The organism is Microbacterium paraoxydans (genome assembly GCF_020524545.1).
In the GTDB taxonomy this organism is placed as follows: domain Bacteria; phylum Actinomycetota; class Actinomycetes; order Actinomycetales; family Microbacteriaceae; genus Microbacterium; species Microbacterium paraoxydans_C.
Genome location: NZ_JAIVLG010000008.1, coordinates 39295 through 61424, shown reverse-complemented (window position 1 = coordinate 61424; position 22130 = coordinate 39295). Strand labels below are relative to the sequence as shown.

Sequence of the window (22130 nt, the reverse complement as noted above, 5' to 3'; positions counted from 1 at the left end):
ACTCGAGGCCCATCGCCACAGACAGCTCGTACATCGTCAGCGAGCGCGACTCGATCAACGACGATGTCGTCTTCGACGATCGAGCTATGGTCGCATTCTGTGCCGCGATGCGACCATTCAAGCGATTCGAACGGGAGGGGGCGGAGCAAACACCCACCGAGCGGTGGATATCCTGGATGCCGCGGTCGCGGAGGGAGAGCGATGTTCGACAGTCCGCTCTCGGCGTCGGCCTACGAGGTCCTCGGTGTCGACCCCTCGATCGATGAGGACGGTCTCCGTCGCGCCTACCGTCTGCGCCTTCGACAGACGCATCCGGACACGGGCGGCGACGCAGCGGTCTTCATCCAGGTGCAGCGCGCGTGGGAGCTGGTCGGCACCGCCGAGAGCCGTGCCGCCTACGACCGCCGAACAGGCGTGACCGGGGCGGCGGCCTCCGAGCCCGGTGCCGAGTGGAGCGGGTGGCGGCCTCCCGCCACCCGCACCGATACACGTCCGCGCGCCCGCTCCTACGGTCACCCCGGCGGCTGGAGGCGGGAGCGCTACTTGACGCTCATCCGCGAATGGGCAGGCCGCGGCGTCGAGGTGCCCGACCCCTACGACCCCGCTCTCGTGCGCTCGGCACCGCGTGAGGTGCGCCGCCTCCTCGCCGATGCTCTCGCGGAAGAGGCCACGGCCCGCACGGTCTCGGACCTCGGCATGGGCTTCACCGTCTGGCACGATGTCGTGGCCGGAGCCGAGGCCGATGACAAGCTCGACCACGTGATCCTCGGCCCGTCCGGTCTCTACGGCGTGATGTCGGAGGACTTCGGCGGGGTCGTCGGCTTCCGACGCGGCGAGATCACGGGACCGAGCCTCGGCACGCGCGCGCCCGTCACCGCGGCACTGCGCCGGATGCGCACAATCGCCAAGGCTGCACGCGTCCGGTTCAGCGGCGCCATCGTGGTGTTGCCCGATGACGACCTCGCACAGGCCGTCACCCCGCTGGGCACCAGTCGGGGAGTCCCGGTCGTGGTGGTTCGACGCAGTGCGCTCGCCATGGTGCTGCGCCAGGGCGTGCCCGGCGCGCGGGCGATCGGTGGGAACGAGCTGTTCGACGTGCGCACCCGTCTGCAGCAGACCGTCCGCTTCGTCTGACCTGCCAGCCCTCCCCTTTCGAATCGCGCAAACGGTCGTGTCCAGCGCCTTCTTGGCGCCATTTGAGCGATTCGAAAGTTGAGGATCCACAGACGCCGACACGCCGTTCTTTTGAATCACTCAAAAGAAGCGGTAGACTCGGGGGTATGGAGACAGACTTCGACTCGGTGCTTCACGGCGCCGGGCTGCGTGCGACCGCGGGGCGCGTCGCCGTGCTCGAGGCTCTGGACTCCATGCCCCACACGGATGCGGAGCGGATCTTCCGCACCGTGTCCTCCGTGCTCCCGACCACGTCGATCCAGTCGGTGCACAACATCCTCGCGGACCTGACGGCGGCGGGCCTCATCCGTCGGATCGAACCGGCAGGCTCTGCGGCCCTCTATGAACGACGCATCGGCGACAACCACCACCACGTCGTCTGCACCTCCTGCGGTGCGGTCGGCGATGTGGACTGCGTCGTCGGCGAGGCGCCGTGCCTCCATCCGTCCTCGGCGGGGGGATTCACCGTCCAGACCGCCGAGGTCACCTTCTGGGGCGTCTGCCCCAGTTGCCAGAACGCCGCGTAGGCGCATCCGGCGCTCACCCCTTCATGACGGGGGTGTTCGTCGCGCCTGCACGCAGAAGGAGAACACCATGACGAACCCTGCCACACCGAAACCCGCCACCACGACGCAGACCGGCACCCCGGTCGCGAGTGACGCGCACTCCCTGACGGTCGGCGCCGACGGCCCCACGGTCCTCCACGACCGCTACCTCGTCGAGAAGCTCGCCTCCTTCAACCGCGAGCGGGTGCCGGAGCGCAACCCCCACGCCAAGGGCGGCGGCGCCTTCGGAACCTTCGTCGTCACGGAGGACGTCTCGGCGTACACGCGGGCAGCCGTCTTCCAGCCCGGGGCGGAGAGCGAGACTCTCCTCCGCTTCTCCTCGGTCGCCGGCGAGCAGGGCTCCCCCGACACCTGGCGCGACGTCCGCGGCTTCTCGCTGCGTTTCTACACGACCGAGGGCAACCTCGACATCGTCGGCAACAACACCCCCACGTTCTTCCTGCGCGATGCGATGAAGTTCCCCGACTTCATCCACTCGCAGAAGCGCCTGGGCGACTCCGGACTCCGCGACGCCGACATGCAGTGGGACTTCTGGACCCTCTCCCCCGAGACCGCCCACCAGGTCACGTACCTCATGGGCGACCGCGGCCTCCCGCGCAGCTGGCGGCACATGAACGGCTACGGCTCGCACACGTACCAGTGGGTGAACGCGGCCGGAGAGCGCTTCTGGGTGCAGTACCACTTCCTGTCCACCCTGGGCTCCGAGACCATGGAGGCCGACGAGGCCGAGAAGCTCGCCGGATCGGATGCCGACTACTACCGTCGCGACCTGTTCGATGCGATCAGCCGCGGCGACCACCCCTCGTGGGACGTGTACGTGCAGATCATGCCGTACGACGAAGCCAAGGCCTACCGCTTCAACCCCTTCGACCTCACCAAGACCTGGTCGAAGAAGGACTACCCGCGCATCAAGGTGGGCACGTTCACGCTGAACCGCAACCCGCAGAACTTCTTCGCCGAGATCGAGCAGGCCGCGTTCTCGCCCGGGAACCAGGTGCCCGGCACGGGGATCTCGCCCGACAAGATGCTGATGGCGCGAGTGTTCGCCTACTCCGATGCACAGCGCCACCGCATCGGCGCGAACTACAACCAGCTGCCGGTCAACCAGCCGCACGCGGCCGAGGTGCGCAACTACATGCACGAGGGCAACATGCAGTACCGGTTCAACCCCGCGGAGCACCGCACCTACACGCCGAACTCCTACGGTGCTGCGGGCGGACCCGAGGCTGATCCCGCAGCGGGGGTCGAGGCGAGCTGGGAGTCCGACGGCGAGCTGATCCGCTCCGCCGCGACACTGCACGCCGAGGACGACGACTTCGGCCAGGCCGGCACGCTCTACCGCGAGGTGTTCGACGATGTCCAGCGGGCCAGGTTCCTGGAGACCCTGACCGGTCAGGGCCGCTCGATCACGGTCGACGGCATCCGCGAGCGCTTCTTCCAGTACTGGACGAACGTGGACGCCGGACTGGGTGAGGCGCTGCGCGCGCAGGTCTGATCCCCTGCCCCTCCCCTCTTGGGTCGAGGCCCCCTCTGATCGTCGAGGCCCCCTCCTGCTCATGTTTGCAGGAGGGGGCCTCGACGGCGCAAGGGGGTGTCGACCGCGCGGGGCCAGGACGGCCCGCAGCGATCAGGGCAGGGCCAGGATAGAGGGGTGGCTGTTCCTCTCTCCGACCTGACCTCCATGCCCGACCCCCAGCACGTGTACGCCGTCGACGGCACGCGCCTCGCGACCTACACGTGGGGAGAGCTCGACGCCCCGGTCGTGGTGATCGTGCACGGCTTCGCCTCGAGCGCGCGCGACAACTGGGTCCTCACGGGGTGGGTGCGAGCGCTCACGGGCGCCGGATACCGTGTGCTGGCGCTCGACCAACGAGGACACGGCCTCAGCGAGAAGCCGCATGACCCCGACGGCTACCGCATCCGCACGCTCGTGACGGATGTCGAGACCGTGATGGACACGTACCTCGTCGACGACGCCTTCTACGTCGGATACTCGCTCGGCGCACGCGTGGGATGGGAGGTCGTGCGTGAGCTGCCGCACCGCATCGGACGAGCAGTGCTCGGTGGCGTCCCGGACGGCATTCCCCTCGCGCGACTCGACCTCGACCAGGTGCGCGCGCACATCGCGGACGGCACCCCCGTCGCCGACCGGACCACGCAGAACTACATCGCCCTCACCGAGAGGGTCCCCGGCAACGACCTGCAGGCACTGGTCGCACTGGCGGAGGGCATGCGGGCCTCGGGGATGATCGACCCCGATCCGTCGGATGCTCCGACTCGGCCGATCCTCTTCGCCACCGGATCCAAGGACGCGATCATCGAGGGGTCACGGGCGCTGGCCGCCGCGGCCCCCGATGGACGGTTCTTCGAGATCCCGAACCGGAACCACTTCAACGCGCCGGGGTCGCGTGACTTCAAGGAAGCCGCGATGGCGTTCCTCGCGGAGGCATAGCGAGGCATCGCGCCGAAACCCCCCTCCGCCGCCGAGACCCCCTCCTGCTGGCGTCAGCAGGAGGGGGTCTCGGCCCGGTGAGGGGGTCTCGGCGCGGTGGGCGACCGGGCAGCTCCGGGCAGCGCCGCGGTCCGGCGTCAGACCGCGGCGGCCTCGTCACGCTTCGGCAGCACCCATCCTGCACGCGGGAAGTGGCAGGTGTAGCCGTTCGGGTACTTGACGAGGTAGTCCTGGTGCTCCTCCTCCGCCTGCCAGAAGGGACCAGCGGGCTCGATCGTGGTCACGGCCTTCGCCGGCCACAGGCCCGAGGCGTCGACGTCGGCGATCGTGTCGCGTGCGACCTGCTCCTGCTCAGGAGTGAGCGGGAAGATCGCGGAGCGGTAGCTCGAACCGATGTCGTTGCCCTGACGGTTCAGCGTCGACGGATCATGGATCTGGAAGAAGAACGCGAGGATGTCACGGTACGTGGTCTTCGTCGGATCGAACACGATCTCCACGGCCTCGGCATGGCCGGGGTGGTTGCGGTAGGTGGCATGGTCGTTCGAGCCGCCGGTGTAGCCGACCCGGGTGTCGAGGACGCCGGGCTGGCGGCGGATCAGGTCTTCCATGCCCCAGAAGCAGCCGCCGGCGAGGACGGCCGTCTCGGTCCCGGGCGTGCGGGTGATGTTTCCGGTGTCGGTCATGACTGCTCCTCAGAAGAATCGGTGGTGGGGTGTACGAAGAGGGAACTGTAGCGACCGTACCCCTCCTCTTCCAGCCTGTCAGCCGGGATGAAGCGCAGGGCCGCCGAGTTCATGCAGTAGCGCAGACCGCCTTCGGCGCGGGGACCGTCGTCGAAGACGTGCCCGAGGTGACTGTCGGCGCCGGCCGAGCGCGCCTCGGTGCGCTTCATCCACAGCGAGCGGTCGGTCCGCGTGGTCACGGCATCCGCTTCGATCGGCTTCGTGAAGCTCGGCCACCCGGTCCCGCTGTCGAACTTGTCCGTGGACGAGAACAGCGGCTCGCCCGAGACGACGTCGACGTAGATGCCCTCGTCGTGGTTGTTCCAGTACGCGTTGCGGAACGGAGGCTCGGTCGCGTCCTGCTGGGTCACCTCGTACTGCAGGGGTGTGAGGCCGCTGACGGCCTCGGGGGTCTTGCCGTAGTCGTTCGACATGATCTGACTCCTTGTCCGACGTCGCTGGCTGCGCCGTCTCAGAGGAGAACCGACGAGCGGCCCGTTTTGGTCCCGCAGCCCTGGGAGCCGGCTGTGAGTTTCGGGGCCGCTCGTCGGAGCGATGCCGTCGGGTGCCGTCTCAGCCGACCTTCTGCCAGGGACCGCCGCTCGACGCCGTGCCCGGCTGCTGGTTGCGCGTCCACCACTTCGCCTCGAATCGCGTGCCGTCGTGCACGACGTCGTCGCCCGCGGTGAAGATGCGGGACGGGGTCCACACCGTCGCCCCCTCCGCGTCCGACGCGAGCTCCTGCCAGGGACCGACGGGGTCACCGGGGCGCTGGTCACGGGTCCACCACGACGCTTGCCACAGGCGCCCGTCGAGCGACACGAGCTCCCCGTCGGTGTACACGCTCTTCGCGCTCCACGCCGCCGCGGTGGGCAGACTCAGCGTCACGACGTCGGACGAGGATGAGACGGCACGAGCGCCGTTCGCCGCCGCAGCCTCGAACGACTCCCCCGCGATCGATCCCTGTGCCACGTCATCCGTCGTGAGACGGACCACGACCGCCGCGAGGGTCACCGCTTCACCGGGCGCGAGCGCACCCACGTCGGCCCCGGCTGCCGTCACGTCGTCGAGCGCCACGTTGCCGGTGTTCTCGACGGTGCGGGTCCAGGTCACCGTGTCGAACGCGTCCGCCACTCCGTTCCCGTTCTCGTCCGCCCACTCGCCCGCGATCTGCGCGGACACCGCGGGGGTCCGTGCGATCACGTCGACTTCTCCCCCCCCGGCACCGCCAGCTGCGTCGTCGATTGCCCTGCCGCCTCGACGGTCCAGGTCGTATCGGCGATGAAGAAGCCGCGGTCGATGTCGGCCTGGGTGACGGTGTGGCGTGCCGTGCCGCAGTCATAGCCCGCGCCGAACGGGAGATTCCGGTAGCGGCAGTTCCCGGCCGCGGGTGGGAGGAACGGCGAGAAGTCGCCGGTCTCCGGCACGACGGTGACGGCCGTCGGACTGTCGTTGTCGACTCTGAACGCGTAGGGCACCTGCTCGCCGACGGCGTAGGGGCTCGACTCCAGGTCGCGCCCCGCATCCCCCCGCCCCCCCGTGATCGTGGCAGCCAGGACCCCGTCTCGCAGCACCACGGGAGCCGCCGAATGGGTCACGGTCACCGCGGGAGCGGAGCCGTCGGCCGGCGCCACCGTGAAGGCGAACTCCGGCGTGTACCAGCCGCGATCGATGTCGGCCTGCGTGAGCGTGCGCCGCGGAGAGTTGCAGTTGTAGGCGTCGTGGGCCGGCAGGCTCAACCACCGGCACGCGGTGGGGGCGAAGCCCGTGGTGAAGGTGTTCGCCGCCGGGGTCACGACCGTCGTGACGCCCGCCGTGCTCACGACCCGCACCTGGAAGCTGAGCTGCTCCCCCGCGGTGTAGGGATTCGTCACGACGTTCCGCGCCGCCGACGTGTTCGTCGATGTGAGGGTCGCTCCCAGCACGGATTCCTGCGGCAGCGTGAACGTCGCGGTCGTCTGGCTCAGGCGTCCGTCCGCCGCGGTGAACGCGGCCTGCAGGCGCTGAGACCCGGCGGCACCCTGGGGTGCGGTGACCTGCAGCTCAACCGTGGTGGTCGCGCCGGGGGCGAGATCCACGACCTGCGCGGTGGTCGCCGCCCATCCCGCCGTCGTGTGGAGGGTGACGGCACCGTTGAGCGGGGTCTCCTCCTGGTTCGTCACCTCGACGGGGACCGCGGCGGCCGCGCCCGCGGTGAGAGCCGTCGTCGGCACCGACAGCGGCGCACACACCGCATTCATCCAGTCTTCGTCGAACGACGAGAACTGCATCGTGTCGGTGTACCCCGCCTCCCACAGCACGCCCACCCTGCCCTCGTCGATCGCCGTCGCGCTCGAATACGCGAAGGTACCCGTCTCGAGCGTGCGCAGCCCCGGCCAGGTCTCACCGTCATCGCAGGAGAGCCGCACCGCTCCGTTCACGCGGTTGCCGTTGGCGCCGTTGTTGGCGTTGGTGAAGATCAGCTTCTTCGCATCGTCGGTCCCCTCGGCGGCTTCCGGGTGCAGTCGGGTGATCGAGGCGTTGTTCGTCGGGTCGGGCAGCTCGGCGTCGCGGATGACCGGACCGTAGCTGTGGCCGCCGTCGGTCGAGATCGCGACCTTGCGCAGGCGCCCGTTGGAGCTGTCCCGCGAGTTGAGCATGACACGCCCGTCTGACAGCTCGACGACCTTGTTCTCGTCCATCCCGGTGCCGACGTACTCTCCGCGCTCCCAGGTCTGTCCGCCGTCGTCGGAGTACACCGAGTACGCCTGGATCGCCGTCGATCCATCGGACTGACGCACCGTGCCGGCGTACTGCTGGAGGAGACGCCCGGCGTGCTCGCCATAGCGCAGCTGGATCCCCTCACCCGAGGTGGCGAACGTACCCTTCACGTCGCCGGTGACGGGACTGTACGCCCCGTCGCTGAGCGTGCCGTTCGAGGTCTTCACGACGTCGGTGATCAGTCGCGGCGCGCTCCAGGTCTCCCCGCCGTCGTCGGAGTGGATCACCGCGGCACCCAGGATCTGCCTGTTCGCATCGTCGTCTCCGTACGCGCTCCCCTGGAACCCCTGGTCCTTGGAATGCACGAAGAACGCGAAGACGCGACCGCTCTCCCGGTCGACGACGTAACTCGGGTCGGAGTAGCCGTACCTGTCGCTCCCCGTCTTCCCCGCCGCGATGATCTGCAGCGGACCCCAGGTGCGGCCGTTGTCGGTCGAGCGGCGCTGGATGATCGAGTTCGGGTTGGGGGCATCAGCCGCGCTGCCCGGCCGGGCGTCCCATGCCGCGATGACGACGCCGTCACCGAGGTGGGCGAGCGCGGGGATCCGGTAGAAGTAATTCGCCGCGGTACGGTCGGCGCCGATGTTCAGCTCGAGATAGTCGCCGGGTTCGGAGTCCGGGTCGGTCAGGTAGCCGGGCGCGGGTGCGGCTGTGGCCGCCGTGGCCGGGAGGCTGAGCGCGAGCACCAGCGCCCCGATCGTGCCGCATCGCAGCCAGGGACGACGGCGACTCCGGGAGGTGGGCGTAGGGGGAACGTGCATGGACAGACCTTTCTGTTCGTGCGGAAATCAGACGTCTGATGTCTGATTTCATGTCACTCTAGCGACGCTCCTTCCGTCGGACAAGGGGCGGTCGCGCGGGAGGGCCGGTGAGCCGCACCCCGCCCTCAGCCGGCGGCGCGTACGACCTCGAGGTTCCGGGAGATCGTGCGCAGGGAATCCGCGGCCGTGACGTCGTCAGGGCGTCTGGCCACCTTCAGCCCCAGCCATTCGAGGTCGCCCGCGGCGGCGAGCGCATCGGCCACGAGCGCGTCGTCGAGGAGCGAACCCGATTCGGGGTGTGTCGAGGCGATCGGCAGATGCGCGTCGATCCACGCCGCCCCGTAGGGGCCCTGAACCGGCGAGGCGCCCGAGAACGCCAGACCGACGAGGAGTCCAGAAGCCGCAGCCGTCCCGATCTGCGCGGTCACGGCATCCGCATCGCGCAGTTCGATCGCGGAACGACCCCAGTTGAGCCACAGTCCGATCGGCACGTCTGCCGCGCGGAGCGCGGTGATCTCGTCGTCGAGCGGCAGGAACCCCTTCTCCGGCGCCCGGCCGGGCACGAACGCATCGCAGTGCTCGACGACCAGGCGGGCACCCGACCAATCGAGCGCGGCGATCTCGTGGAGGGACCTCACGAGGGACTCCACAGCTCCGGTCGCTCGTGGAGCGGTGTGCACCGTCACCACCGCGACGGATGCCGCGCTCTCGCCGTGGATGCGCGCGACGTCGGCGGCGACACGGCGCAGGTCGGCGACCGCTGCCGCCCGCCCGTCCTCGTCGACCGACGCGAGACCGTAGCGAGGATCCTCCCCGACCCGCCCCATGACGAACGGGATAGGGGTCACGGCGAGCGGCACCGTCGGCACGTTCGCGAGGAACCAGGCATCGTCGTGCGGATGGAGGCTTCCCGTCCACGGCACCTCGAGTCCTGCGACCCCGGGCAGCGCGCACAGCGCGGGAAGCAGCGCGGCTTCGAGCGCGGGATCCCAGCGCGCGTGTGCGGGAGAGGCAGGGTACGCGCTCACGAGGACCGGCGTGGTCATGAGCGGGCTCGCCCGACCGCGTCCGCGAACCACGTCGTGATGGTCGACGGATGGGTGATGGCCGTGCCGACGCACACGGCGAACGCCCCGGCGGTGATCGCGGCCGCGGCGTGCGCCGGGGTGTGGATGCGCCCCTCGGCGACGATCGGGCGGCCGCACCTGGCGACGATCAGCTCGATGAGTTCCAGGTCGGGCCCCGTGCTCTTCGGGCGCTCGGACGTGTACCCCGAGAGGGTGGTGCCGAGGATGTCGGCGCCCGCGGCCTCGGCGGCGATCGCGTCATCGAGGGATCCGCAGTCGGCCATGATCAGCGCATCGGTGTGCGCGCGGAGGCCCTCGATCGTCTCGGTGAGGGTCAGCCCGTCCGGGCGGGGACGACGGGTGCCGTCGATCGCGACGATGTCGGCGCCGGCGTCGGCGACGGCCTTCGCGTGCACGAGCGTCGGGGTGATGAACACCTCGGCGTCGCCGTCCTTCCACAGCCCCACGACGGGTACGGGGAGGTGCACGGTCGCACGGATGTCCTCGATCCCCTGCACGCGGATGCCCGCAGCTCCACCGACCAGAGCGGCCGAGGCGACCTGCGCCATCGTGCGGGGGTCGCGCATGGCCTCCCCGGGGTACGCCTGGCACGAGACGACCAGTCCGCCCCGGAGTCGTTCGAGGGTGTCGGTGAATCTCACGGGTTCCTCCAGGCGGATGCCGCGGCTCCGCGCAGCGGTGCGTCGTCGCCGAGAGTTCCCGGCAGGATGGGGGTGTGCTGCAGGGCGTCGATCGCCTCGGCGTGGAACGCGGCGCGCATCGGCCGCCACCAGTCCTCGCCGATCTTCGGGACGCCCCCGGTGACCACGATGCGCTCGGGATCGAGCAGTGTCGCCGCGCCTGCGAGAGCGCGCCCCACGGCGGCGGCCGACTCATCCAGGGCGCGGCGGGCGATGGGGTCTCCCGCCGCGACGGCGGTGACGATGTCGCGCGCATCGCGGAGGTCGGGGTCGCCCCCGAGGGACAGGAAATGCCGATGCATCCCGATCCCGGAGCCGATGGCCTCGAGGTGACCGTGACGTCCACAGGGGCAGCGCAGGTGCGCGGCGCCCGGCACGGGCATGTGGGCGATCTCGCCCGCGACGTGATGGGCGCCGCGGATCGCCTGGTCGTGCACGAGGAGCCCTGCACCGACCCCGGTGCCGACCGCGACGACGAGCGCACTCGGCGCGCCGGCCGCGGCACCGTGCCGATACTCGCCCAGGGCGTGCGCGTCGACGTCGTTTTGCACCTCCACGCACGCGTCCGGCAGCAGATAGCCGTCGAGACCCGCACGCACGAGTGCGGCGAGCGGCGTCCCCGGCCAATCGGCGAAGGTGTCGGTGGCGGAGACGATCGTGCCGCGCCCGGCGTCGACGACGCCCGCCGTGCCGACACCTACCCCCGACAGGCGCAGTTCAGAGCCCGCGAGCAGCCGCCGGGTGAGCGCGACGACCGTGGCGACGACGGCCGACGGACCTTCCGCCGCGGGAGTGGCGGCCACCTCGGTCCGCAACAACCGGTCGTGGCGGTCGGCGAGCGCTGCGGCCGTCTTGGTGCCGCCGATGTCGACGGCGAGGACGACCTCGTCCATCAGCCGACGGCGACGGGGAGCAGGTGCAGCTCGTCGAGGATGTCGCGGATCCGGGACACCGCGTCGGGGTCGAGCGCCTGCACGGTGTTCGCCATCGTGGCGTGGTCGATGATGCCGCGGGCGTGCATCGCCGCCTTGAACGCACCGACACCGGTCGCGTCGCCCGACAGTCCCTTCGGCTGGAACACGATGTCGAACAGGCGGTTGATGCGCTCCTGCTCGGTCCGAGCCGTCACCCAGTCGCCTGTCTTCGCGGCTTCCCACAGCCGGACGTAGCCCGCGGCCTCCACGTTCGCGAGGCCCGGGACCACACCGTCGGCGCCGGCCAGGGCCATGGCGTCGACGACGACCTCATGGCCGGTGAGCAGTTGCAGCGGACGACCCGCCGCGTCGTTCGCCGCGATCAGACGCCGGAACGACACGTCGTCACCCGAAGAGTCCTTCACCCCGTGGATGACCCCTTCGGTACCGAGTTGCACGAGCAGGTCGATGCCGAGCTTGGAGTGCACCCGCACCGGCACGTCATACGCCCACAGCGGGGCATCGATGGCCGCGGCGATGGTGCGGAAGTGGTCGGCCACCTCGGTGGCGGAGTTCAGGGTGTACAGCGGTGCCGTCGTGACGATCGCCTGCGCACCGGCATCGATCAGCCGTCGAGCGGTCTCGATGATGCGGGGCGCGGTGAGCTCGATGGCGCCGGCGATCACCGGCACCCGACCGGCGTTGGCCGACACGATCGTGCGGAGCAGCTCGACGCGCTGGTCGTCGGTGAAGTACGCCGTCTCGCCGGTGGAGCCGAGGGCGAAGAGCCCGGACACCCCCTCGGAGACGAGGCGGTCGACGAGGCGGGCGAGGGAGGTGTGATCGATCGACCCGTCGTCGAGCAGCGGGGTGGCGACGGGCGGGACGACGCCCGCGAAGACAGGGGCGGAGGAGGTGGCAGACATGTATGTTCCGGTCGTTTCAGTGGTGGGGTTCGAGCAGCGAAGGCGCAGCGCCCAGCAGCGTTCTGGTGTAGTCGTCGGAGGGGGCCTCGAACACGCGGGCGGCATCGCCGAACTCGACGACCCGCCCCCTGTTCATCACCGCGATCTCGTCGGAGAGGTAGCGGACGGTCTGGATGTCGTGAGAGATGAAGACCATCCCGAGGCCGAGCTGCTCCTTCAGGTCGGTGAGCAGGTTGAGGATCTGCGCGCGCACCGAGACGTCGAGCGCCGAGGTGGGCTCGTCGGCGACGATGACCTGCGGGTCGAGCACGAGCGCCCTGGCGATCGCGACGCGCTGACGCTGACCTCCGGAGAGCTGACCGGGCAGGGCGTCCAAGGCCGATGCCGGGAGCCCGACGAGACCGATCAGGTCACGCACCTTCCGATTCCGGGTCGAGGGGCTGCCGAGCCGGTGCACCTGCAGGGGATCGAGCAGCGCGTCGCGCACCGTCATCCGCGCATTCAGGGCAGTCGCCGGATCCTGGAACACGACGGAGAGGATGCGTCCGAGCCGCTTGCGCACAGCGGGCGTGAAGGACCGCACCGGCTCCCCGCCGAACACGACTTGTCCGCTCGTGGGCTTCTCGAGACCGATCAGCACCTTGGCCGAAGTCGACTTGCCCGAACCGGACTCGCCCACGATGCCGAGCGTCTGCCCGCGCTTCACGGTGAGCGAGACGCCCGCGAGTGCGTCCACGTACTCAGGCCGGAAGAGCGAGGAGGCCCGGGTCTTGTAGCGGACATGTACGTCTTTGAGCTCGATCACGGCTTCGCTCATCGCCCTGCTCCGATCGCCTGGACGGGCGCATCATCGGGATGCGCGGAATAGTAGTGCTCAGTGCCTTCGATGTGTCGCCGCACCGGAGCGACCCCCGCGTACCGCACGGGATCGCTGGAGCGTGGCGCGAAGCGGTCTCCTGCCGGGAAGTCGCGCGGTGACGGCACGACGCCGGAGACCTGGTGCAGCCGGTCGGACCCGGCCTCGATCGAGAGCACCGCCCCGAGGAGACCTTGCGTGTACTCGTGCACGGGCTGGGTCAGCACTTCTCTCGTCGTGCCCTGCTCGACGACCTGCCCCGCGTACATCACCGTGATCCGATGGGTGAGTTCGGCGACCAGTGCGAGGTCGTGCGAGACGAACAGCAGCGCGAAGCCGAGCTCCTTCTGCAGACGCATGAGCAGTTCGACGACCTGGGCCTGCACCGTGACGTCGAGGGCGGTGGTCGGTTCGTCGGCGATGACCAGTCGCGGATCGCGGGTCAGGGCCATCGCGATGAGCACGCGCTGACGCTGACCCCCCGAGAGCTCGTGCGGGTACGAGGCGAGGGTGCGGTCGGGGTCGAGTCCCACCAGCTCCAGCAGCTCCGCCGCGGTGCGGGTGCCGCCGCGCGAAGTGAGCTGCTTCATCTGCGAGCGGATGAGCATCGCCGGGTTGAGCGAGCTCAGCGCGTCCTGGTAGACCATCGCGATGTCGTGTCCGCGCAGGGCGTTGCGCTCCTTCGGGGCCATCTGCAGCAGGTCTTCCCCATCGAACAGGATGCGCCCGCGGATGTCGGCCTTCGGGTCGAGCAGGCCCATGATCGCCAGGGAGGTGATCGACTTGCCGCAGCCGGACTCCCCCACCAGCGACATGGTCTCGCCGGGACGCACCGTGAAGCTGACGTGATCGACCACGTCGACGTCGCCATGCCGGGGGAACGAGATGCAGAGGTCCTGCACGTCGAGCAACGGCCTGTCATCGCCCGCGTAGACGAGACGGTCGGTGCGCGAGAACTCGCGCCGGCGCAGTTCGGCCAGTCGCTCGGCGAGAGGCACGGCCTCGGTGCGCGACACCAGGGTGTCGGGTACGCCGCTCGGCACCGAGAGGTTCACCGCCGTGTCGACGGTGGGGATCACGTGGGTGTCCTCCGGCACCGCTGCAGCCTCGAGCTCGTGCGTCGACTCCTCGGTGTTGGCGGCATCGGCCGTGATCTTGCGCGCCCGCGGCGACACCATCGCGTCGGTCATCCCCTCGGAGAGGATGTTGAGGCACAGGACCGTCAGCATGATGAGGATGCCGGGGAAGAACGTCGCCCACCACGCGCCGCTCATCAGCAGGTTGCGGCCGGCGGCGATCACGTTGCCCCACGACGGCTCGGGATCGGGCACCCCGGCCTGCAGGAACGACAGCGAGGCCTCGAACACGATCGCGTCGGCGACGAGCACGGTGGCGAAGACCAGTACCGGGGCCATCGCGTTGCGCGCCACGTGGCGGACGATGATGCGCGGGGTCCCCGAACCCATGACTCGCACGGCCGAGACGTAGTCCTCTCCGTACTGGTCGAGGATGTTCGCACGGACGATGCGGGTGAGCTGGGGCACGTACAGGAACGCGATCGTGAGGACGAGCACCGGAAGCGATTTGCCGAACACTGCCACGAAGACAGCGGCGAGCGCGATGCCGGGGAACGACATGACGACGTCCATGACCCGCATGAGCGTCTCGGAGATCCACTTCGGCGCCGTGGCCGCGATGGTCCCGAGCACACAGGCGGCGAGCAGGGCGACCAGGGTCGCGCCGATGCCGATCACGAGGGAGTAGCGGGCTCCGTATACCAGGCGGGAGAAGATGTCGCGGCCCTGACGATCGGTGCCGAACCAGTGCTCCGCGCTCGGTGGCTGCACGGGCGTGCCGGACGCGAGCGGGTCGAACGGGGCGATGAGCGGCGCGAAGATCGCGGCCAGAGCGATGATCGCCAGTACGGCGATGCAGATGATGGATCCGAGGGACAGCCGGCCCCAGCGGAGACCGGGGACGGAGAGCCGTTCCGTGAGTTTGCGTCGCATGTCACACCGCCCGGATTCGAGGATTGATGAGCACGTACAGGAGGTCGACGATGATGTTGATCACGACGAAGGCGAGCGCCACGGCGAGTGTCACGCCCTGCACGAGGTTGGGTTCGTTGTTGGTGACACCGTTGAGGATGAGGGTTCCCATGCCCGGAATCGCGAAGATGATCTCGATCACGACCGCACCGCCGAGGAGGTAGCCGATGCGGAGCCCGAGCACCGTCACGGGTGTGATCAGGGCGTTGCGAAGCACATTGCGGCCGACGACGATCACCCGCGGGATGCCGGCGCCGAGCGCCGTTCGGACGTAGTCGCGGTCGAGTTCCTCGACCATCGAGGTGCGCACGACGCGGGACAGCTGCCCGATAACGGGGACGGCGAGCGCGACGGCGGGGAGCGCCATGCGAGCGAGCCAGCCCGAGGGGTCGGCCCAGAAGTCGGGGAGGGGTCCCGAGGCGGGAAGCAGATTCAGGCCGAGGGTGAAGACCTGGATGAGCAGGATGGCGAGCCAGAACGACGGCGTGGAGAGCGCCGCGACGCCGAAGACGCGGATCACCTGATCGGGCCACCGGTCGCGGTACACGGCAGCCAGGACACCGATCGCGAACGCCACGATCACGGCGATGAGGAGACCGAGGAAGGTGAGCGCCAGGGTGACCGGGAAGGCACGGGCGACTTCGTCGATCACCGGGAGGCTGCGCGCGGAATAGGTGCCGAGATCGCCCTGCACCAGCCCGAAGAGGAAGTTCACATAGCGGGCGAACAGGGGGAGGTTGAGGCCGTGATCCTCACGGTAGGCCTCGAGTGCCTCGGCTGACGCCGTCTCGCCGAGCGCGGTGCGCGCCGGGTCGACGGGGGAGAACGACATCACGAAGAACACGAGGAACGTGATGCCGAGGATCATCAGCGGCAGCTGCAGCAGTCGCCGGCCGATGAGGCGGAGCGTGTGGGACACGTGCCGCTCCTTCCGGGTGGGGAGGGCGGGGGTGCGCTCCTCGGGTGAGTGCACCCCCGCCGCGGGGTCGGTCGGGTGCTACTTCGCCGCCACGCCGACGTCGAGGAACGACAGTCCGGTCGTGGGGACGGGCTGGAATCCGACGAGCTCCTGGTTGCTCCAGGCGGTCGGCAGCTTGCGGTGGAACAGCGGGTACAGCACGGCCTCGTCGGAGATCAGATCGAAGGCCTGATCCCAGGACTTCTGCTGCTCCTCGCCCTCCTGCTGGACGGCGGTGTCGAGGAGCGTGCGCAACTGGGCGTATTCCGGGGAGTCGGCCCAGTTCGTGCGGGTCTGCGTCCACACGTTCTCGCCGTACCACCAGTTCATGAGCAGGTCGGGGTCGACACCGAAGACCGAGGGGTCGCCGGGGGCGACGGCGACCGTGTAGTCACCGGAGTCGACCTTCTCGTACATCGAGGCGGACTGCCCGATGTCGAGCGTGGTGTCGATGCCGATCGCGTCGAGGGACTCCTTGATCAGCGGAGCGACCTCCTTGACCCAGCCGGTGTCGGTGGTGAGCAGCGTGATCGACAGGTCGGAGACGCCGGCATCGGCGAGCAGCTCCTTCGCCTTCTCGGGGTCGTACGTGTACACCGTGGAGGCCTTGTTGTAGTTCGGGTAGGTCTCGGGAAGGAACGACGTGGCGGGCGTGGCGTTGCCGAGCATGCCGGTGCCGATGATCTTGTCCATGTCGAGGGCGTAGTGCAGCGCCTGACGCACGCGGACGTCGTCGAACGGAGCCGCCTTGGTGTTGAACATCATGAACAGCAGGCCGAACGACTGCACGCTCTCGACATCCGCCGCCGAGGCGAGGGTGTCGACGTCGATGTAGGGCACGTCCTCGATCGCCTGCACGGTTCCGGTGGACATCGCCGTCACGCGGGCGGAGGCATCGGCGAGCAGGTTCCAGTTCATGCCGGCCACAAGCGCGGGACGGGGGCCGTTGTAGTCCTCGTAGCGCTCGAAGACGAGCTTGTCCTCGGGGACCGCCGAGACCAGCGAGTAGGGGCCGGAGCCGACCGGGTTGGCGGCGAAGCCCTCGGGGTCGGCCTCGACGACCGACTTCGGGACGATCTTGACGACGCCGAGACGCTCGTCGATCAGCGAGAACGGGTAGTCGGTGGTGATGCGCACGGTGTCGTCGTCGACCGCGGTGACCGTGTCGATGAAGTCCACGAACGACAGGAAGAGCGAGTTGTTGTCCGGGTCGAGCACGCGGTCATAGCTGAAGACGACGTCGTCCGCCGTGACCGGGTCGCCGTTCTGGAAGGTCGCTCCTTCGCGCAGGTCGATCTCGTAGGTCGTGTCGTCGATCTTCGTCGGGAAGTCGGCCGCGAGGGCGGGTGCCGCCTCCTGCGTGACGGGATCGAGATCGATCAGTCCCTCGAAGATGTGCCAGTTCGCCGAGACCGTGACGGCGCCGGAGGCGACCATCGGGTCGAAGCTGCCGTTCAGCGTGTAGGAGATACCCGCTTCGATGATGCCGTCGGGGTCGACCTCACTTGCCGCAGCGCTCCCGTCGGGGGTGCTGGTGGTGCCTGCGCCGCAGCCGGCGAGGGCGACGGACGCGGCGACCGTGCCGGCGACCGCCATCGCGAATCGACCCGCGCGCCGGCGGGTGATGTATCGGTTCATGTGTGCTCCAGGGTGGTGGGGGTGGACATCTTGAGGACATCTGATGTCTGATGTACTCTAAACACAGGTTCGATCAGATCACAAGGGTGAGATGATCGGAGCGTTTCTGCCAGGCACGAGAGGGAGCCCCATGAAGTCCACCACGAGTAGGGCATCGCGTATGCGACGCTCGACCACGGCGGATCAGATCAAGCAGCTCATCCTGACCCGCGGACTCACGCCGGGCGACCCGCTGCCGACCGAGGCTGAGCTCTGCGACGAGCTCGACGTCTCGCGATCTTCCGTGCGTGAGGCGATCCGCACGCTCTCGACGCTCGACATCGTCGATGTGCGCCACGGGCACGGCACGTACGTCGGTGCAATGTCACTGGATCCGATGGTCGAAGCCCTCGTGTTCCGCGGCGTACTGTCGCCGGAGGGATCCCTGCAGGCGCTGCGCGAGGTGGTGGAGGTGCGCCTGGCGCTGGATCTGTCGATGGCAGAACGCGTGGTGGCGGCCGCGAGGCAGGATCCCGATCCCGAACTCGATGCGCTCGTCGCCGACATGGTCGACAAGGCCGGGCGCGGGGAGCACTTCCTCGACGAGGACCGGGCGTTCCACACCCGGCTCTTCGGCGCCATAGACAACCGCCTGGTCGGACAGCTGGTCGGCGCCTTCTGGGATGTGCACACGGCGGTACTCCCCCAACTGGGGATCCCCCAGCCGGACGACATCCACAAGACCGCGAAGGCACACGGCGACATGCTCGACGCGGCACGGTCGGGTGATGTCGAGCGCTATCGGCAGGCGGTCATCGAGCACTACCAGCCCCTGCAGCGCGTGCTGGCGAGCGCGGAGGCCGACGCCCAGGGCTGAGCCACGACGCGGGACGGAACACCTCCCCCGTATCGATAGAGTTGCCTCCGCACAGCAACCTCTCGAGGGGAACCGCCCATGTCCGTTGGACTGCTCGCCGTCGTCGACGACATCCTGAGCGCCGCGATGAAGGCGTCGGCGAAAACGGCAGGCGTCGTGATCGACGACGCCGCGGTCACCCCGCAGTACGTCCAGGGCCTCACACCGGCCAGGGAGCTGCCCGTCGTCGGCAAGATCGCCCTCGGCTCGCTCGCGAACAAGTTCCTGATCATCATTCCGGTGGCGCTGCTGCTGACCGCCTTCGCGCCGTGGGTGCTGCCCTACCTGCTGATCCTGGGCGGCGCCTACCTCTGCTTCGAGGGCGCCGAGAAGGTGCTCGAGTGGTTCGGCGTGCAGCACGGTCACACCGACGAGGACGCGCGCGACGAGAGGAAGCTGGTCCTCGGCGCCGTGCGCACCGATCTGATCCTCTCGACCGAGATCATGCTCATCTCGCTCGCGAGCCTCGACACCGGACTCGACATCTGGGCGACATTGGCGATCCTCGCCGTGATCGCGCTCCTGATGACCGGTGTCGTGTACGGCGCGGTCGCGCTGCTGGTCAAGATCGACGACATCGGCCTGAAGATGGCGAAGAACCCGGTGCAGCGCGTGCGTCACACCGGCACCAGGATCGTCCGCTCGATGCCCGCCGTGTTCCGCTTCATCAGCGTGCTGGGCACGGTCGCGATGCTCTGGGTCGGTGGTCACCTCATGCTCGTGAACCTCGGTGAGGTGGGCTGGCACTTCCCGGTCGACGTGCTGCACGGGATCGAGCACGCGCTGGAGCCGCTCGGCGGTTTCGTGGTCTGGGTGGTCGAGACGATCGTGTCGGCGATCGCCGGCCTCGCCCTCGGGCTCGTGATCGTCGGGATCGTCCTGGGCATCGCCCGGCTCTTCGGCAAGACCCCGAACTTCCACGAGGGCGAGGCGTCCCCCGCCGACCTGCGCGTCTGAGCCCAACGCGCGCGGCACGCCCTCATGCCGCGATGTCGTAGCGCGCTCGTCCGCCGAGTCTCGGTCTGCGTTCCGGATCGACGTTCGGCGGCGGGATGAGCCATACCCGCGCGGCGAGCCCGAGCCCCTCGATCCTGATCTCCCACTCGTTGTCGTGGATGCGATGATGACAGCTCTCGCAGAGCAGCACCCCGTTGTCGAGGTCGGTCGGCCCGGCGTCCCGCTGCCACCAGCGCAGGTGATGTGCCCTGGTCATCTGCGGCGGGAGCCCGCACATCACACAGCCTCCGTCGCGTTCCACCAGCGCGAGCCTCTGAGCGCGGGTGAACAGCCGCTTCTCACGCCCCCAGTCGAGAATCTCGCCTCCACCGCCGAGCACGACGGGAATGATGCCGCCGTCCGCCGCCATCCGACGACAGGCGGCGATGCTGACCGGCGCATCGAGGCCGTCGACCGTCGCGAACCCGGAGCCGGCAGTCAGGTCGTCGAGCCCCACACGCACGACGACGGTCGCTCCGGACACGGGCAAGCCGCCGTTGTCGCAGCCGCTCGCGTGTGCGCAGATCTCGGCGAGCGCATCGGCCTGCAGCATCGCGACCGTGCGTCGATCGGCATCGTGCGCTTCGGGATCGAGCACACGCGCCCTGGCCTGGAAGGGGGCGGTGACGTGGGCCTGGATCGCCGCCGTGATCGGAGCGCCGGAGGCGACGTCGGTCTGCAGCGTCAGATGCAGCGACCCGTCGCGCTCGAACATCGTCAGCGAGCGCCGCGAACGCGCCTCGTCTTCGCGGGGAGCAACACCGTCCGGGTCGAGCCAGGCCTCGGCGTGCACGACCAGCTTCCGTAGGTCGTCGAGCGAAAGCCCTGCCCCGCGTTCGACGAGCAGCCGCTCCGCCTCGACGATCCGCTCCAGACCGACCTTCAGGCGGGCCTGATCGAGCAGTGTCACGATCGCCGCCGCCGCCGCTGCGCTCAGCGTGCCGGCACCGATCGCCTGCTGCACCGCGGGATAGCGCGGCGGCAGCGGCTCGCCGAGCAGGTTCGCCCGGGGAGCCGTGGCCTCGCCCACTTTCACCAGGCGCGCTGCATCTCCCGTCGATCCGCCGGTCGTCGCGGCGATCATGGTCGCGGGACTGCGGAACCCCTGCTCTTTGGCCAGGCTCGCCGCTCCCAGCTCCGCGCGGGACTCGCGCGCGATGCTCGCCGCGATCTCGGCGTGGATGCCGTCGAGGCGACGCTGGACCACCCCTAGTGTGCGATGCGCCTCGAGCAGCTGGGCTCTGGTCAGGTCGGCCGCGTTCGGCGCATCCGCCCACACGTGTTCGAGGCACTCCACGGCCTCGAGAAGAGGGCTCAGATGCGGGTTCGCCATGGTTCCAGTTTAGAACATATCTTCGATATATCAGAGGGGTGTGGATAAGTCGGTATGCCGTCGTTGCCGTATCCTCGACGCCATGTCCGCCTTCCGAACCTCGCCGAAGCCCGGTAGCGCGACGCGCGGTGCCGATCGCTGGTTCCGCGAGCAGGGCCTCCCGACGTTCGTCCCGCTGCGCCGCTGGTTCACCGACCTTCCACGACGCGTGGCGCCGCTGATCGCCTGGGTCGTCGTGGCCGCGTATCTCTTCCAGGACGGGATCGAGATCGTCATCGACTTCGCCTTCGATGACGACTACCCCGAGGTGGCCGCCTTCATGCTGCTGATCGCGCTGGTGATCTTCGTGGTGGCGGCGGGTCTCGCGTGGGCCGCCTACTTCCTCGTTCGCGCACTGCTGCGCCGCCTCCCCGTCGGCATCGGCACAGCGGTCGCACTCCTCCTGATCGCCGGGTGCCTCGCCTTCACGATCGTGATCGGCTACAGCGAGCAGCCGGACGCCGCGGTCGGCCCGGTCCTCCGTGCGCTCCTGGTGCTCGGCCTCTGCGTCCTGGTGACCGGCATGGGCGGCGGTGCGATGATCTCCTGGGCCTCTCGCCTCGCGGTGCGCAACGCGTCGGCGATCGGTCACATGGCCTCGATCGCTCTCCCCGTGATCCTCATGCTCGTCGTGTTCTCGTTCTTCTCGGTCGAGGTGTGGCAGATGGCGTCCACGATGTCGTGGGGGTCGATCTCGCTGCTCACCCTCGTCGTCGCGGCGCTCGCGGGCATCGTCGCGCTGCGCGTCGCCGCCTCCGAGATCGAGGACGAGGCGCAGGCGCCGACGGCAGAGCAGCGCACCGCCCTGCTCCTCGGCACCCCCGCGGAGGGGCGTCTCGTCGCCCCCGGTGCTGCGCGACGGCTGCGCGCGCCGCAGCGCATCAATATCCTGCTCGCTCTGACCGTCGCGCAGCTGGTGCAGGCACTGTTCTTCGCCGGGCTGCTCGCTGCCCTGCTCATCGTCATCGGCGCGATCACGGTTCCCGCGGGGCTCATCGGCATCTGGCTCGGGCCCGGCACCGCCACGCAGCCGATGACGGTGCAGCCTCTCGTGTTCTTCGGGGCTGCGCTGCCTCTCACCATCAATCTCCTCAAGGTCTCGACGATCCTCGCGGTGATCGCGGCCCTCCCGTTCGTCTTCTCCGCCGTCAGCGAGACCCGCTACCGGGAGCGGTTCTTCGACCCGATCATGGTCGACATGCGCCGGGCGATCCTCGTGCGCGATGCGATCGACACGACACCGTCGCCTCGGCCTGCGTAACTGTTCGGTTCCGGCACGCCCGTGGTCCTCGCATCCTGCTAGCGTCGGCGATGCGCCCCGAAGC

At 69.2% G+C, this 22130-nt stretch carries 20 protein-coding genes; 7 read left to right on the top strand and 13 right to left on the bottom strand.

What is annotated here, in order from left to right; all coding sequences use genetic code 11:
* Window positions 1–201 precede the first annotated feature (201 nt).
* The 4 genes from LC041_RS15635 (at window position 202) to LC041_RS15620 (ending at window position 4191) form a co-directional block, all read left to right on the top strand.
* The gene (locus LC041_RS15635; protein WP_226534020.1) at window positions 202–1134 is read left to right on the top strand and encodes a J domain-containing protein; all 933 of its coding nucleotides are present in this window, start codon (window positions 202–204) and stop codon (window positions 1132–1134) included.
* Between the two features lie 146 nt (window positions 1135–1280).
* On the top strand, window positions 1281–1700 hold the full coding sequence (locus LC041_RS15630; RefSeq protein WP_226534019.1) for a Fur family transcriptional regulator: 420 nt from the start codon (window positions 1281–1283) through the stop codon (window positions 1698–1700).
* 67 nt (window positions 1701–1767) lie between these two features.
* Window positions 1768–3234 (top strand): catalase, encoded by a 1467-nt coding sequence (locus LC041_RS15625; protein WP_226534018.1) that lies wholly within the window; start codon window positions 1768–1770, stop codon window positions 3232–3234.
* Between the two features lie 156 nt (window positions 3235–3390).
* Window positions 3391–4191 (top strand): alpha/beta fold hydrolase, encoded by an 801-nt coding sequence (locus LC041_RS15620; protein ID WP_226534017.1) that lies wholly within the window; start codon window positions 3391–3393, stop codon window positions 4189–4191.
* Between the two features lie 137 nt (window positions 4192–4328).
* On the opposite strand, the gene msrA is transcribed toward LC041_RS15620, so the two are convergent.
* The 12 genes from msrA to LC041_RS15560 form a co-directional block, all read right to left on the bottom strand.
* Entirely contained in the window at window positions 4329–4874 is a 546-nt protein-coding gene (msrA, locus tag LC041_RS15615; protein ID WP_226534016.1) for a peptide-methionine (S)-S-oxide reductase MsrA, read from the bottom strand.
* On the bottom strand, window positions 4871–5347 hold the full coding sequence (gene msrB / locus LC041_RS15610) for a peptide-methionine (R)-S-oxide reductase MsrB (RefSeq protein WP_226534015.1): 477 nt from the start codon (window positions 5345–5347) through the stop codon (window positions 4871–4873). Before msrB ends, msrA begins: the two co-directional genes overlap by 4 nt.
* 139 nt (window positions 5348–5486) lie before the next feature.
* Window positions 5487–6116, bottom strand: a complete 630-nt coding sequence (locus LC041_RS17405) for a carbohydrate-binding protein (protein WP_226534014.1) — start codon at window positions 6114–6116, stop codon at window positions 5487–5489.
* Entirely contained in the window at window positions 6113–8434 is a 2322-nt protein-coding gene (locus tag LC041_RS15600) for a sialidase family protein (RefSeq protein ID WP_226534013.1), read from the bottom strand. The genes LC041_RS17405 and LC041_RS15600 overlap by 4 nt, the downstream gene beginning before the upstream one ends.
* Before the next feature lie 125 nt (window positions 8435–8559).
* Window positions 8560–9480, bottom strand: coding sequence for a DUF4862 family protein (locus LC041_RS15595; protein WP_226534012.1), 921 nt, complete (start codon window positions 9478–9480; stop codon window positions 8560–8562).
* The gene (locus tag LC041_RS15590) at window positions 9477–10163 is read right to left on the bottom strand and encodes an N-acetylmannosamine-6-phosphate 2-epimerase (protein ID WP_226534011.1); all 687 of its coding nucleotides are present in this window, start codon (window positions 10161–10163) and stop codon (window positions 9477–9479) included. The genes LC041_RS15595 and LC041_RS15590 overlap by 4 nt, the downstream gene beginning before the upstream one ends.
* Window positions 10160–11095 (bottom strand): ROK family protein, encoded by a 936-nt coding sequence (locus LC041_RS15585; RefSeq protein WP_226534010.1) that lies wholly within the window; start codon window positions 11093–11095, stop codon window positions 10160–10162. The genes LC041_RS15590 and LC041_RS15585 overlap by 4 nt, the downstream gene beginning before the upstream one ends.
* Window positions 11095–12042, bottom strand: coding sequence for a dihydrodipicolinate synthase family protein (locus LC041_RS15580; RefSeq protein ID WP_226534009.1), 948 nt, complete (start codon window positions 12040–12042; stop codon window positions 11095–11097). Before LC041_RS15580 ends, LC041_RS15585 begins: the two co-directional genes overlap by 1 nt.
* 16 nt (window positions 12043–12058) lie before the next feature.
* The gene (locus LC041_RS15575; protein ID WP_226534008.1) at window positions 12059–12859 is read right to left on the bottom strand and encodes an ABC transporter ATP-binding protein; all 801 of its coding nucleotides are present in this window, start codon (window positions 12857–12859) and stop codon (window positions 12059–12061) included.
* Window positions 12856–14907, bottom strand: a complete 2052-nt coding sequence (locus LC041_RS15570; RefSeq protein WP_226534007.1) for a dipeptide/oligopeptide/nickel ABC transporter permease/ATP-binding protein — start codon at window positions 14905–14907, stop codon at window positions 12856–12858. The genes LC041_RS15575 and LC041_RS15570 overlap by 4 nt, the downstream gene beginning before the upstream one ends.
* 1 nt (window position 14908) lies before the next feature.
* Complete coding sequence (locus tag LC041_RS15565; protein ID WP_226534006.1) at window positions 14909–15865, bottom strand: ABC transporter permease; 957 nt, start codon at window positions 15863–15865, stop codon at window positions 14909–14911.
* A gap of 78 nt (window positions 15866–15943) precedes the next feature.
* A complete protein-coding gene (locus LC041_RS15560; RefSeq protein WP_226534005.1) occupies window positions 15944–17542 on the bottom strand; it encodes an ABC transporter substrate-binding protein in 1599 nt (532 codons plus the stop codon).
* 130 nt (window positions 17543–17672) lie between these two features.
* On the opposite strand from LC041_RS15560, the gene LC041_RS15555 reads away from it, so the two are divergent.
* The gene (locus LC041_RS15555; protein WP_226534004.1) at window positions 17673–18398 is read left to right on the top strand and encodes a FadR/GntR family transcriptional regulator; all 726 of its coding nucleotides are present in this window, start codon (window positions 17673–17675) and stop codon (window positions 18396–18398) included.
* A 78-nt stretch (window positions 18399–18476) separates the two neighbouring features.
* The gene (locus LC041_RS15550; protein WP_226534003.1) at window positions 18477–19394 is read left to right on the top strand and encodes a DUF808 domain-containing protein; all 918 of its coding nucleotides are present in this window, start codon (window positions 18477–18479) and stop codon (window positions 19392–19394) included.
* A gap of 22 nt (window positions 19395–19416) precedes the next feature.
* On the opposite strand, the gene LC041_RS15545 is transcribed toward LC041_RS15550, so the two are convergent.
* A complete protein-coding gene (locus tag LC041_RS15545; protein ID WP_226534002.1) occupies window positions 19417–20766 on the bottom strand; it encodes an HNH endonuclease in 1350 nt (449 codons plus the stop codon).
* A gap of 82 nt (window positions 20767–20848) precedes the next feature.
* On the opposite strand from LC041_RS15545, the gene LC041_RS15540 reads away from it, so the two are divergent.
* Complete coding sequence (locus tag LC041_RS15540; RefSeq protein WP_226534001.1) at window positions 20849–22066, top strand: hypothetical protein; 1218 nt, start codon at window positions 20849–20851, stop codon at window positions 22064–22066.
* The last annotated feature ends 64 nt before the right edge of the window (window positions 22067–22130 follow it).